Source organism: Thermophagus sp. OGC60D27, assembly GCF_052400625.1.
GTDB lineage: Bacteria > Bacteroidota > Bacteroidia > Bacteroidales > Marinilabiliaceae > Thermophagus.
The window spans coordinates 393,358-408,532 of record NZ_JBQTGH010000001.1; the positions used below are offsets into that span (position 1 = coordinate 393,358).

Annotated in this window: 8 protein-coding genes and 1 tRNA gene; 3 read left to right on the forward strand and 6 right to left on the reverse strand. The window is 38.2% G+C overall.

From position 1 onward, the window contains the following. Nucleotides 1-42: 42 nt before the first annotated feature. The 5 genes from ACT29H_RS01485 to ACT29H_RS01505 all read right to left on the reverse strand — a co-directional run bounded on the left by ACT29H_RS01485 (nucleotide 43) and on the right by ACT29H_RS01505 (nucleotide 9,285). Entirely contained in the window at nucleotides 43-1,029 is a 987-nt protein-coding gene (locus tag ACT29H_RS01485; RefSeq protein WP_444819820.1) for a DUF4973 domain-containing protein, read from the reverse strand. Between the two features lie 171 nt (nucleotides 1,030-1,200). Next, on the reverse strand, nucleotides 1,201-3,246 hold the full coding sequence (locus tag ACT29H_RS01490; protein ID WP_444819821.1) for a RagB/SusD family nutrient uptake outer membrane protein: 2,046 nt from the start codon (nucleotides 3,244-3,246) through the stop codon (nucleotides 1,201-1,203). A gap of 12 nt (nucleotides 3,247-3,258) precedes the next feature. Continuing rightward, the gene (locus tag ACT29H_RS01495; protein WP_444819822.1) at nucleotides 3,259-6,333 is read right to left on the reverse strand and encodes a SusC/RagA family TonB-linked outer membrane protein; all 3,075 of its coding nucleotides are present in this window, start codon (nucleotides 6,331-6,333) and stop codon (nucleotides 3,259-3,261) included. A 27-nt stretch (nucleotides 6,334-6,360) separates the two neighbouring features. Then, the gene (locus ACT29H_RS01500; RefSeq protein WP_444819823.1) at nucleotides 6,361-7,779 is read right to left on the reverse strand and encodes an IPT/TIG domain-containing protein; all 1,419 of its coding nucleotides are present in this window, start codon (nucleotides 7,777-7,779) and stop codon (nucleotides 6,361-6,363) included. Nucleotides 7,780-7,836: 57 nt separating this feature from the next. Next, complete coding sequence (locus ACT29H_RS01505; protein WP_444819824.1) at nucleotides 7,837-9,285, reverse strand: glycoside hydrolase family 76 protein; 1,449 nt, start codon at nucleotides 9,283-9,285, stop codon at nucleotides 7,837-7,839. Between the two features lie 931 nt (nucleotides 9,286-10,216). On the opposite strand from ACT29H_RS01505, the gene ACT29H_RS01510 reads away from it, so the two are divergent. Next, a complete protein-coding gene (locus ACT29H_RS01510; RefSeq protein WP_444819825.1) occupies nucleotides 10,217-12,343 on the forward strand; it encodes a Kelch repeat-containing protein in 2,127 nt (708 codons plus the stop codon). 321 nt (nucleotides 12,344-12,664) lie between these two features. On the opposite strand, the gene ACT29H_RS01515 is transcribed toward ACT29H_RS01510, so the two are convergent. Continuing rightward, nucleotides 12,665-12,737, reverse strand: a tRNA-Arg gene (locus ACT29H_RS01515). Between the two features lie 265 nt (nucleotides 12,738-13,002). Between ACT29H_RS01515 and ACT29H_RS01520 the strand changes: the two genes are divergently transcribed. Beyond that, the gene (locus ACT29H_RS01520; protein WP_444819826.1) at nucleotides 13,003-13,830 is read left to right on the forward strand and encodes a carcinine hydrolase/isopenicillin-N N-acyltransferase family protein; all 828 of its coding nucleotides are present in this window, start codon (nucleotides 13,003-13,005) and stop codon (nucleotides 13,828-13,830) included. A gap of 129 nt (nucleotides 13,831-13,959) precedes the next feature. Then, complete coding sequence (locus ACT29H_RS01525) at nucleotides 13,960-14,934, forward strand: alpha/beta hydrolase fold domain-containing protein (protein WP_444819827.1); 975 nt, start codon at nucleotides 13,960-13,962, stop codon at nucleotides 14,932-14,934. The last annotated feature ends 241 nt before the right edge of the window (nucleotides 14,935-15,175 follow it).

Sequence of the window (15,175 nt, forward strand, 5' to 3'; positions counted from 1 at the left end):
ATTATGCAATCCAAAGGCATATAGGGATGCATGGTATCTCATTTACCATTCAATCGCTTGATCTTCATCTGGAATTTGAGTATTTATTTTACGTTCCAAAATCATTGACCCCCTTACGGTATAAGAAATAGAAGCCCCAGGAACCGATGTATAGTCCGTATAATTATAATCAATATTGCTTATCGTTACATAACGGTGCAAAAGGTAAGGCCTCGTTGCATCCATTGTCTCCTCCACACTAAATCGAGGCGTGCTGTTGACAGTAAATTCGATATTAGGATCCTCGGCCGTTAGCGAAACTATTTTTGTTTTATCATCGAAAAAAGCAATAATCTTATAATTTTGCCGATCAACGTTTTCCTCGTCCACCGTTCCTGCATAAAAGAATACGGAATTTTCGTCCACAACATAAACTGGAATTTCGCTTTCAACAATAGCTGCATCATTCTCATAACCTTTAAGGTACACCTTCAATGCGGTGCCGCTATATATTCCAGAATAGTCGTTAAAAGGCAAAACCCGCAGCAATGCTTTTCGGTAATGCTTTCGTGGATTTGAAAAATAGTTTTCAGAAGGATCTTCCAGTATGGTCAAGGGAAGCAACCATTTGTCCACTAAATCGATACCACCCAACGTAAAATCGATATTCAGAAGAGCGGTATTTTCACCCGCCTTAATATTTACCACTTCGGGCATTGAGAAATACTGACTATCCAATTCTTCATAGAATAGCTCTTCGCGGCTCTGGAAGCGTTCATAATTCAGGATCTCTAAAGTGTCAGAATCAACACCCACATGGACCGTTAGGTCACTGTTGTTAGTGGTAGAACCGCTGACAATTAACGGAAGCTGGTAAGTAACTTCACCATCAGGTTTGTAGCGAACATATATTGGAGAAACTCCATCCTCATCAAGAGGAGCCTTGAAGGAAATATAATGTTCATACTGTTCCTCTTCCCATTCATCATTGCATGCACTGAAAAAAAGTACCATTGCAATCAGATATAAAAATTTACATGTCATTTTCATTCTTATAAAATTTATTTAACTCATTGGCCGAATGGAACTCGCATGACCTCATTTTAACTTATTCTCATCGCGGCAAAGTTGACCGGCCATGCTCGTTTCATGCGGAAAATTTAATGCACTTATTGGTTCCCTTTGTTCCATACTAAACAAGGAATACAATGAAATTAGCATTTAATCGTTATAAGTCCATCCAGGATTCTGTGTAAGACGTTTATTTCGTTTCAATTCATCATGAGCGATAGGCCAGAACCACATTTTTCGTGAGAATGTAGATTGTAACGCCCATGCAACCACCGGCGTATGAAACAGATCTTTTTGCTCCGCGGTCATTAGTGTATTGCAACCATAAACCGGCAAAGCTTCCTCTTCCGGTGCATCTTTCCACCTGCGAAGATCATAATACCTTTGTCCTTCCCCAAGCAACTCGATTTGTCTTTCACGTTTTAGTTTGGCGCGCAATTTATCTCTATCAGCGTATTCATCGGTGGAAAAATCTGGGACGCCAGCCCGAATTCGAACAGGACGAATTCCTCTTTTCATCTCATTAATATCCCTGCTTATGGTATATGTTTGTGATCCGTCCCATGAAGGGATATTATAAGTTCCATCCAGTTCATTGAGCGCTTCAGCATACATGAGCAAAATGTCGGCATACCGAATAGCCGGTTCTGTTTTGGGAACGATTTTATTAATATCTCCATTTTCATAAGTATCTCTTGGATGAACAAATTTCATTACACCAATACCAGTCCGCAGCCAAAACATTGTATTGGTATATCCATTTCCGTCCCCCCTATAATAAAATACTTGTTGTTCCCTATTTTGGTCCTGCGATTCATTTTCCATATGCCAGACACTACCGTTAAAAGCCACTGATGCGTAAAACCTAGGCTCCCTGTCTGCATATTGCAAAGATGCGCCCACAGCCAAGGGCTTATAACGACCTTCATCTAGATCCTCCTGTGTAACGAATCCCGTCAGACGATCACTTCCATCACCGCGACCGATTTCTTTATCTTTTCCGGGGCAATCCGTTCCATCGTTCATATAATAAGCATCACATTGCTTTTGGGTTAAACCGTGCGTATTCCATCCAGATGCAATCCGAGGCAATTGGTGAGCAACCATTGTGGCTAAAGATTCTCCACCATTATTCCCTCGAGTGAAAATAAGCTCCGGATTTTCTGATGCGTTCAAAGTTCCGTTGAATACAGCCCGATAAGATTCGAAAGGATCGATATTGGCCCAACCATCTGGCCATGTCTTTTCAGAGAATTCTGCATTATAGGGTGGCACAATGGTAGCCGGGTAAGACGAATTACCTGAATTACGAAAGCTGGCCACATATAATTCGTAAATCCCCAATTCCATCACATCTCTGGCAGCAGCAGCTGCTCTGGCCCATTTTTCTTCATCATAATTAGAAGAAAGAAGAGGATTCCCCTCATCGTCTACCAGATCTTGAGCAAACTGATCGGTATTTCCGTTAGCCAATGGGCTGGCGGCATAGAGCAGCACCTTTGCACGAGTTGCTAGAGCGGCACCTCGAGTTGGCCTTGCAACAGATTGTTCATCGCGTCGTGTAACCTGCAAATCTTTGGCTGCTAGCACCATCTCATTACTTATATACTCAGCACATTCTTCATATGTACTACGTGGTATCGCTATATCGTCGTAACTATTTGTATAGTCAATTCCATCATCTGGCAATAGGGGGATAGGACCATACTTACGTAATAATAACCAATAGTAATAGGCTCTAACAAACCGTGCCTGAGCTTTGTAATCTGCAATTTCCTCCTTTGTCATTTCTTGGTTTAAATCGATATTCATAATGAAAGTGGTCGCATTTCGAATCCCTTTGTAGCATTGTTCCCAAGTAGCCTGCTTATCATTTTCTGAATAATCCCCCATATGGAATTCATTGTACGAAAGGTCAGATTCATTTTGACTATCATAATTTCCATCCCGATCACCATAATACATATCATCGGCAAAACAATGTGGGGTATAACCCTTACTGCATACGTCGGCACATTCATTCGTCAAAAAAGAAAAGGTATGTGCCAACCATTCTTCAGAGTATTGCTTGCTTTCAAACACTTTTTCCTCTGTCATACGATCTTTGAAATACTGATCAGATTCCAGGTAATCCGAGCAAGAAAAAAGAATACCTATTCCCAGAAAAATTACTATTAAAACATATATTTTTCTCATCATTTCTATTTTTTACAAATTAACACTTAACCCAAAAGTAATTGATTTGGAAGGGGGATATTTTTCTCCTCTGGGATCACCCAGTTCCGGATCCCACAATTTAAAATCAGACCATGTTATCAGATTAGTTCCAACCATAAATATTCGAACATTGCTGATATGAAAACGGTTGACAATTTTATTAGGGAGGGTATATCCTACATCTACTGTTTTGAGTCGAATATATGATCCATTCCGAAGCCAAAATGTTGAGTTTCGAAAATTATTTGAATTTCCTCCATAACTCAAGCGGGGATAAGATGCATTCGGATTTTCTGTTGAAGGATCGCCGGATAAATCTGCAGATATCCACCGATCTGCAACGAGATCCTCTAAAATATTGCCCCATTCTCCCTCACTAAAAGCATACACACATTTTCCATAAATTGGGAAAGTAGATTTTCCAGCCCCTTGAAAATGCACATTGACATCAATCCCTTTCCATCTGGATGAAATACCCATCCCATATACCAAGTTGGGTGTAGTTGTCGCACCAATGGCAACAATATCGCCATCATTGACCACACCATCCCCATTCACATCTTTATATTTTATATCACCAGGTTGGTATTCTCCAAACTCTTGTTTGGGGCTATTGCGGATATCATCGTAATCCTTGAATAATCCCACAGCAATCAAGCCTTTGCTTTGATTTACTCTATAACCTTCTTCCATTTGATAGGGATATACACTATTCTCCTCATCCTTTTCCAGAATCTCATTTTTGCTATAGGTAATTGTACCTCGAATGGTAAGATCTACATCCCCAACTTTCTGATTGTAATCAAAACGACCATCAAAACCTTTTGAGCTTACAGCACCTACATTTGCACTTGGGTTACTTTCCAATCCCACTATTTCCGGCAAATATTGACGTTGCATATAAATACCTTCACGTTTTTCGTAAAAATAATCCAGGTTAGCCGAGAATTTATTTTTGAAGAGTGATACATCTAATCCCAGATCATCTTTAGTTGCAACCTCCCAGGTAACATAAGGTGAAGCCACTTGTGTATAACGTAATCCACTGTAATACCTATCATTTCCGTATTCAGCCCATTGGTATCCCGCAGCATCGCCAGCAATGGTGTATAAGTATGGGAATCTTTGATCATCCCCAAGATAGTCGTTACCTACTTTCCCATGAGAAAAGCGAATTTTAAACATGTTAATCCAAGGGAAATTATTACCAACAAAAGTTTCCTCAGCAAGATTCCAGGCTACCGAGAAGGCGGGGAAAAATCCGAATTGATGCCCAGGTGCAAAATTTTCAGAACCGGTGTACCCAAAATTGAAATCAGCAAAATAACGATAGTTCCAGTTGTATGTAACCTGTCCGGCCAGTCCAAGATTTCTTCTGGAAACACCATTTTTTAGGTCACTCCCTAAATTTTGTGTTTGGATGTAAGCATCCTGAGTATATTTGAGCGTACTACCAAAATGATGATTAGAGATGCTATGATCATAATTGAATCTTAAGTCTAGGAATTCTCTGCGGTCTCCATCTGATCCGCTCTCCTGAAACATTTCACTGGGATCTGATATTCTGGTAAATATCAATTCGCCATCACTGTTACGAGCTCGTTCTGCTTTCCACTGTTCAGGCCATTTTCTTCGATTGATATTATTGCTATTGTTGGTGTCATATCCAAAATGACCGACGAATCGCAATCCAGGGATTAAAAAACCAAAATCCTGTTCCAGAGATACGTTAGTTTGTATTTTATTATTCCATATTTCATTAAAGCCGGTTTGCGTGGCAGCCACCCATGGGTTAGTTTTATTTCCTATTCCATAGGCCGGCACATAACCATTGGAGTACTCAATTGGAGTAAGAATAGGAGTATATCCAAAAAGTTCACCCCAAAGATTATCCCCCAATCCGGGACTACTCTCTTTATCCAATGAACCGGATACTCCTACTTTCAAAATTGTACTCTTGGTGATATTAATATCGGTATTGAGACGGTAATTCCAGCGTCTGTAATTTACGTTGGTATCGTATTCATCCTGAACTGCATCGTCGGTTTTGTACATTCCTTGCTCTTCCAAGTAACTTGCCGAAACGTAATAACGTGCCGTAGACCCACCTCCGCTCATATTCAGATTAGCACGATAACTCATAGCACCGTTTTTAAGAACTTTGTCCCACCAGTCCACATTCGGATAAAGATCAGGATCTAGGCCCAATCGTAGAATTTCCATTTCTTCTGGCTGAAACATTGGTTCATGATTCCGCGTTATTCGAGCCTCATTTAAAAGTTCAGCATAGGAATACCCATCGACAAACTCGGGGGTGATAGTACGGGTATTGTATGTCGTCTCCACTTTTGCATCAATATTAATTTTCCCGGCTTTCCCATGCTTTGTTGTAATAAGGATAACACCGTTAGCACCTTTAGCTCCGTATATAGCAGTTGCAGAAGCATCTTTAAGAACCGAGAAAGACTCGATATCTTCAATATTCAGATCGTTCAGATCTCGCTCAAAACCATCCACAAGGACATAAGCTTCCGAGCCCGCACCAAAAGTGGATATCCCGCGAATCCAGAATTCAGACACATTTCTCCCGGGTTGACCGGAAGTTTGCATCGCCATTATTCCGGCCACATTTCCTGCCAAAGCATTAGAAATGCTCGGCGACGGATTCGTTTTCAACTCCTTCATCTTAACCGTAGTTATGGCACCAGTTACAGTGGCTTTCTTCTGAACACCGGTACCAGTAATCACAACTTCATCCAATATACTGGCTTCAGATTCTTTCAAAACAACGGTTAATTGACGTTGTTCTTTCACCAAGATTTCCTGTTTATCAAATCCAATATAAGAGAAAGTCAATTTATGAAATGGCTCCATCTTTATACTAAAATGGCCATTAATATCTGTAATGGTACCTAACCCTGGTTTGTCACTAATAGAAATGTTAACGCCAACAAGTGGTTCATTTTGGCTGTCAGTTACAACACCTGTCACTTCAACTGCTTCCTGCGTGAAAGCATTTAACGAAAGCCCCAGCAACAGGACAACTGCAATTAAAAACTTCTTCATTTTATTTTTAACTATTTAGTTCTTGGATTAATTTTCTTCTTCCAGCGCAATCTTTCGAATCCTATGATTCTCTACATCTCCAACATAAAACACATGGTTTACTTCGTCATAGGCCAACCCTTTCGGTTGATCAAAACGGGCTTCCAACCGCAAATCGCCATCGATGTATCCCCAAGGGTTGGAATTAACGCTGGTGCTGCCTCTACCCGCAAACGTAGTTACCTTTCCTTCCGGAGTCAAAATGCGAATATCATGATTATGTTGTTCTGTGAAGTAAAAATCGTATTCGTCGCTGAGTCCCTCGTATTCTGGATTTTTCACAAATACACCTTGATAAGGAGTATTTAAACGAGCTTTTGTTCCAACGCCATCCACCCATCCGGAAACTCTAGGTTCTCCACATACAAGGTATGGCTGTGTAAATCTTTTTGTCTCCCAGTTATAGTCGGTACGCAATATATAATGTCTGTTTATAACAATGATATAAGCATAATTACCTGTGGGATGAATTCGGATATTAAATTCCCATGAATTATCCTGAATTTTAAACAACTCTTCATAATCCTTAACCCCTAATTCTCCATTAAAATACCGTTCCATGTCATAACGAAAGAATTGTCCTTTTTCGTAGCTATTGAAATATAATTCCCCATTTATTGGATGGATGGAAGCACCATTACATTGACGGTAGCGCGTCATCGCTTGTGGATCAGAAAAATTATTGGTTCTGGACAAGATGGAAGTACTAATGTCATTTTCTCCACCCTGATCGTTTGAAATAATCATATATTCTCCATCAATGGTCCAATCGATCGTTCGTATCCGATCCCAGTTCCCCATACCTCTAGTAATCGGCGTAGTAACCGTACTGTCCTGGAAGTTAAGTAAACGAACGTTGCCCCCATCCTGCGCGATATAAAGGAGTTGAGGATTCTGAGGGTCGAACGACAGCCATGAAGGATTTTTAAATCCTCCACAATCCGAAAACGGACCATCGATTGTTTTATAGTCCCCATTTTCATCTTCTTCCCCGCACAGTGTACTAACAACGGTTTTCCTTTGATATTCAAATTTTTCACTAGCCTCAGAAATAACCTTATTATCCCCATCCCCGATGCGTATTTCTATCCCCCCTTCATAGGACTTTTCAGGCACAAGGCAATAGAGACTCTCTCCATTTAACCCAATCACTTTGGCTTCCTTCCCACCTATAAGCACCTGAACAATAGAGGTGTCGCACCCAAAATTACTCCCAAAAATCACTAATCTCTGACCAGCTCCACCAGATTTGGGAATAAAATCCGTAATTGTGATAGGTTGCGATGGGTCATGAGCCGTTACTCCATCATCATTATTCTCCTCACTGCATGCTGTGGCAAAACAAATTACCAAAAAGCATACTACCATTCCGGAGAAACGAAGTAAACTAATTGCGATTCTTTTCATAGCATAAAACTTTAAATCATTAAAAATTAAAATCTATCTAGTTATAATACACCTTAGCTAATTTCCTTTTCCCAGTCCATAACTTGCCAAACCAGCGTATTCAGCCGCAAAAGCAAAGCTGAACATTCCCTCTATTTGGTTTTTGTTTGGATCCGAACGCCATCCCTCTAATAGGTTAGCCGGAAGAAAGCCTTTATAAAGGAAATGATCATATCCGTAGTCAAGATTTTGTTGAAAACTCTGGATATATTCAGAGACGCTTTCATAAAAAGGATATACATCAAGGTACCCCCGCAATAACACCCCATTAAACCAGTTCCTGAAACCGCTAAGATCATAAGTGTAATATCCAGTCAACGTAACTTCCTGTTTTGCAAAATAATGAAAGCTAGCATCCGATAATTTTCGGGCATCTTCAAGGAAGTTTTTTTCACCGGTTGCCTTGTATAAATCAGCGGCACCTGAAAGCATAGTTCCACTATTATATGTAATGGCTGGTCCGACCCGATCTTTACAACTAATACCCTGGCGATAAACAACTCCATTAACTATTTCAGTTTGGGGGCTCCCAGGAGTACACCCTCCCATCATATCGTCGTAGACCCCATCTGGACGCAACAAATGTTTTTTTTGCCAGTCATATATTTTTTTTGCAAACCCCAAATAATAGTCACACTTCTTAACCTGCACTGATTTCCTTGTTTGTTTGTCGACCGGATCGATATACAGGTAGGTTACTTCATCATTTTTGTCTTTGTATATTTCGTATAACCAAACCAGGGGACTTATCATCGGACCATTGCTGCAAGCATGTTTGGTTACATATCCGGGCCCCCAGGTGATACCTCCCCTTTCTTCTCCACTTTGATCGCGTGTACAATCCCAACCGTCAAGGACATAATCGGTTAAATATTCAGCCTTTTCCAGATACTCGACCTTTCCTGTAATTTTGTAGGCTAAAATCAATTCACGGATAAGCCACATTTGGTCATCATATACATTTTGGATCTTCTCCACTTTGGCAGTTCCTTTGAATACGCCACGATTCACCCCATATACCGACCATTCCCGACTCTGGGTATAAGAGGTAAGTTTAAACGTTCCCAAGTAGTAATCCGCATTGTCATACAGTCTGTATAATAGCTCTGAATAACGATTAAAATGTTCATGGAAAAGCTTAGCGTTGCCATAATCACGGTGAGCGATGAGACCATGAAGGATAGCATTCACCGCTTCAATGGCACTCGTGTACATCCAAATACTGCCCAATTCTTTGGAACGAACTTCTGTATAAGGATTATAAAACCGGGCCATAGCCATGTCATTTCCTATAAAATGAGCAGAAACAGCACTATCAGTAATGGCCATGGCTCGAAGAAGATTTTGCACTGAAAGATTTTCTTTTTGCGGATAATTACTATCCCCACATTCCCTCTCATTTCCAGCCTTTAGAAATAATACATTTATTAAAAAAAGACATAATACAATAACAAATAGCTTTTTCATCAGTCAAAGAATTAACTTGTTGTCTATCGAAAAACATAATGTTGAGGCCTCAAAGATTGAATCAAAGTGGTTAAAAAGGGGGTTAATTTCGGGTTAAAAGTGAAAAAAAGTTATTAACCATGCGCTTTTGTTAATTTCAGATTAAATTAACCTCTCTGTTATCTTAAGGCTTTCAAAATTCTTTTTGCAAGCGTAAAAGAATTTTAAAATTATAATCATTAATTTAACTTTGCATTTCCATTGAAAAAGGTAAACCATACAAAACAGGAGAGATGACAGAGGCAACTCAAATATTTTATTCCTGAATAATATAAAAAAGCGATTTTCTTTTTGGGGCCTCAATAAAAATCTGAATACTAACCATTAAACAACCATTGTAAAGAACACAAAATCATAAACCAAAAGGATTTTGCTTGAAGGATTGAATTCATTCGTTTTTCCAACAGAAATCGGAACATTTTATGACAACATTATTGTCATGATCATTTTTCATCAAAATATTGTTTGAATCAAATATTATGTAACTTTCAGAATTTCCTTTGAAATGTTCGCTATGCTGACTTTTACCAAACTAAATTGTTACATTTTTATAATTTTAAATTTCCTGACATTTCAAGGCTCTTTTACGGGAGGACTGAAGTTTAAAGGAAATGATCAACCCATAAATAAACGGACTTCCTATAATGTATTTACCGAAAAAACAGTTGAATTTAAAGATTACTTTGATGTAGAATTTAATCTTTCACTTTATTCGGATATGCTTATGGGATATATTATCCGAATAAAAAACAGGGAAACCAACACAATCTATAATCTGTTTTATGACGGCAATGGAGAAGATATTATCTTCACATTTAACCAGGAAGGAAAAAGCAACCTGATAACGGCCCAATTAAATAAAGAAGAGCTACTTAAGGCTCATTGGTTTAAAATGAAAATCTTTTTCGATCTCAAAAACGACTCCATATCCTTATCAATTCACAATAAAACATTTAACAAAAGAAACACAATCCTTCCGGACAAGTATTACCCTATAATTGTTTTTGGGAAAAGTGATCATATTATTGATGTTCCGTCCTTTGCAATAAAGGATCTTTCCATAGGTAATAAAAAGAAGTACTTTTTCCCCCTGCAAGAAAGCGAAGGATCCAAGGTTCATGATATAGATGGAAAAATAACGGGTATTGTTTCTAATCCTGAATGGTTAATAAACGATGCCTATCATTGGAAGCACAAAACCTCTTTCCATTCTGAAACTGTAGCTGGTTCGAATTTCAATCCCCTAAAGGAAGAGATTTACTTTTACAATAGTGATTCAATTGTAGTATATAATGCCAAATCAGGGGAACTAAAAACCAAAATTTTCTCACAAAAATGCCCGGTAAAACTCTCATTAGGCTCAAACTTTTTAGATACCAAGAATAACAAACTCTATTCTTATGAATTATATTATGATTCTTTATATAAAGGACCGACTGTTGCGAGTCTTGATTTGAGTACGTATTTATGGAAAACGGAAAGTTTTGATCTATTGCCTGTTCAACTTCATCACCATGCTGCCTATTTCGATCAAAAACTGAAACAATATACCATATTCGGTGGTTTCGGAAACATGCATTATAGTAACAGTTTTTATTCTTATCCTTTGAATGAAAAGGAATGGCAAAAACTCAAAAAAAATGAAGGAGAAAACATATTTCCTCGTTACTTCTCATCAATGGGATATTTAAAAAAAACGAATTCTCTATACATTTTTGGAGGAATGGGAAATGAATCTGGAGAGCAAATTGTAGGAAGAGAATACTTCTACGATTTATATAAAGTAGATTTAAATTCAAAAAAAATTACAAAGTTATGGGAAATAGACTGGCATAAAGACAATGTGGTTCCGGTAAGAGGAATGGTAATACTGGACGACTCCTGTTTTTATACCCTATGCTACCCCGAGCATTTTACCAGCTCGTTCCTTAAATTATACCGATTCTCTCTTTCGGACGGAAGTTATGAAATACTTGGAGATTCAATCCCCATTTATTCTGACAAGATTTCGACCAACGCAAATTTATATTATAGCAGCAATCACTTATATGCAGTAATTGAGGAATCTCGTGACGATATATCTTCTACCTTAAAAATATACTCACTGGTTTTCCCTCCAGTTGCAGAAGCTGAACTCCACAGCCTCTCGAAGAGACATGATAAAAATCTTTTTACTCTAATATTATTGCCGCTTTTAACAATCATCGGCATAGGTTTTCTTTTTTATTGGAAAAATCAAAAGGCCAAAAACAAACAAAAACCAGAAATAATCCTAGATCAAAAAAAACAATTCAATATAGCCAAAATAGACCCAAACCCCAACTCCGTGTATCTTTTTGGGGACTTCACTGTGATTGATAGAAACAATCGGGATATTACCTACATGTTCAGCACCAGATTAAAACAAGTTTTCTGCATTTTATTACAGCACAGCATAGATGGAGGACTTCCTTCCCAACAATTGAGTGAAAAATTATGGCCAGGGAAACCAGCTTCAAAAGTTAAAAATTCAAGAGGAGTGACCATTAATCATCTACGTAAAGTACTAAAAGAGTTGGATGGAATTGAATTAATTTATGACCAAGGGTGCTTCAAATTAATTCAATCAGACAACTTTTATTGTGACTTCATTCATTGCATGAACATCATACACCCCGGGAAGGTGGAACAACATAGAGAAGAATTAATTAAAATATTAGGACGCGGTAAATTCTTAAAACTAACTGATCATCAATTATTTGACTCATTTAAAGAAGAAGTAGAACAAAAATTGGAACCAATTCTATTACTACAAATGGAAAAAAGCTTTATGGAAGAATCATACCAAACCGCACTTGCTTTTGCTGAAGCTGTTTTCAACATAGATCCTTTGAATGATACAGCTTTGAAATTACAAATAAAGGCGCTGCAGAAGCTAAAGAGATTTCAAGAAGCAAAATTAAGATATCAAGCTTTTGCCATTGAGTATAAAAAAATTATGGGTAAAGAGTGCGATCTTTCATTTAAAGGGCTTAGTTAACTACATGGCTTAATTCAAAAAATCTCATCAGAAAATAACAACATTTAGATTTTCACCTGAGCTTTAAACCGTTAGAATTTTAAGATATAAATACTAAAAGAAGCTTCAGTCTTTAGCTAGAAGTTTAGCCAAATTTTCAAGCAACGCAAATGCCGCCAAAAAAAAATATATACACGTTTGACAAAATACTCCAAAAAAAATTAAGGGGAGATGACCAACTATTTCATGAAGCTTTACGATACACCTAAAAATATTCATACCTAGAAAGCACCAAATAACTGGCAGGTATCATGTCATAAGTAGGAAAAAATCAAAACAATGTGATCCCGGGAGGACTCGAACCCCCACCATAGGAACCGGAATCCTACGTTCTATCCAGTTAAACTACGGGACCCATTGGTGGCGCAAATATAGAACTTTTTATGCATTCATCAAACCAACGCAAACTTTTAAATTCCCCTTTGTAAATCACCATCAAAGGAACCATTTCTCTCCAATATTCTATCAATCTTACAATTCGTATCGCAATTTTTGAACACAAAAAATAAATTTCCGACCACCAGAATAAATTAAAGGTTTTTGATATTAATCAAGCATGCCTGGCATCATTTTTGGCAATTCACTAAACCTCAATTGTGTAAAAATAATACCCTTTAGGAATGAAAAAACAATTATTTCTTTTAGTATTATTAGGAACCATCATCCTGATTCCCATACAAACACATGCTTGTTCAGTGCTTTACTATATAGATTCCACCACAGGAAAAATATATGTGGTTAATAGTGAAGACTTCTGGTTGGATGTGGAGGCTTACATTCAGATTGAGCCCTCAACAAAAAAGAAATTTGCCCGTCTGTGGTACGGTTGGGATAACTTTGCGCAAGGCGGCATCAATGAAAAGGGCCTTTTTTTTGATGCCGCTGTTACACCGGAACAAAAGAAAATAAAAGGATACAGAAATCCATCCAACAACTTAGGCAATAAAATTTTAGCATATTGCTCAACAGTAGAAGAAGCTTTAGAACTCCTGGAAAAAGAAAAAATAGCTTTGAACAAAAGCCACATGATGTTCGGGGACAAAACGGGAAACGCTGTAATAGTAGAGTGGGTCGATGGAGAAAAAAAACTTCACTGGAAAAAAGACAATAAGTTAATCATGACCAATTTCCTATTATCGAAGCCTGAAGCCGGCAACTTCCCTTGCTACCGCTACAATAGTATTGAACACCGAATCACTGAGATGGAGAAAAGCACCGAAGAAATAAATCTTTTAAAAATTGGAAATACATTTGGACAGGCCGTCCAGCCACCAAGAAGTACAGAGCAGGGGCGAATGGGAGGCACTCTTTACACAACATTTATCGACATTACTGATCACAAATTCTTCTTATCCTATCGATTAAGCAACAAAAATGTAATAAAGCTGGATTTAAATAATGAATTTTCTAGAGAAAAACCGCAAAGAATAAAGCTCAAAAAAAATTGAACAATTGGATGTTTCTTTAAGTTCATCTACTTGCTCTGACTGGGGGCTATTAACTCAACCCCAAAAATTCAACTAGTTTTCCCGGTCTTGGTAAATGATTTAAGCAGAACTACTGTATAAAAAATTAGAATGATGAAACATTTCATTACATCAACCATTTTATTGGCAGTCACATTTTATTGCGTAGCACAACAAAGCAGCATTCCTAGGGATACAACATTTACGGTATGGTCGGCTTGGAATAAAATAAAAGATGCCTATCCAGTTGCTGTCCCCGTTAAAGAACAATTACCTAATGGCGTAGTTGAATACCGTAATTTGATATATGCCACTATCGAAAACACTTCTTATGGCCCTCGCCACCTTCACCTAGATCTATTTAGACCTCAAGGGAATAAAAAGCTCCCGGCCCTGATCATGGTTCATGGCGGAGGATGGAGCTCTGGCAATAAAAGCATGGAGGTCCCTTTAGCCCAAAAAATTGCAACCAACGGCTATGTAACGATTACAGTTGAATATCAATTATCCCCAGAAGCCGTATATCCCGCCGCAGTTCATAATATCAAGGCAGCCATCCGGTGGGTACGCGCCAATGCTTCAAAATACCATATTAATGCCGACAAGATTGCCATCTCCGGCACTTCAGCCGGCGGTCAACTGGCCGCTTTGGTTGGCTTATCCGATGGAATAAAGAAATTTGAAGGAAGTCTCGGAAATCAACAGTTCAGCAGTTCTGTTCAAGGCATTCTAGTGATTGACGGCGTTATCAATTTTCTGGCACCCTTATCTTTGAATAAAAAACGTACGCCCAATTCGGCAGATATTCGATGGATTGGAGGATCGTACACCGAGAAGCCCCAAACATGGAAAGAAGCCTCTCCCATTTTTTACGCCAATCCATCCTCTCCACCAATGTTGTTTATCAACAGTGGGATACCGCGATTTCATGCTGGTCAAGATGAATTAAAGGGATTGTTTACTCAATGGAATATTTACTACGAAATCCATTCTTTTTCCGCCAAGATACATCCTTTTTGGTTGTTTCATCCTTGGTTTGAACCAACAGCGAAACATATGACAGATTTCCTAAACAAAATATTTTAGTAGAAAACATCTCCATTTTTTTAACCGGAACTTTCTTCAAAATAGCCCACGCGACTAAGGGCAAACGACTCAGTCGACTTACCAGTCAATAGCACAACAAAAAAAGTTCAACCAGTAAAATTAATCCTCAGATTCTTCCTCTGGGTCTTCATAACAGTATCCTTCGGATTTAGGTTCATTATAATTTGTAATTGAATAGTTAAATGGAATTCCTGAATACCAATGGATATTTTAGATGTAA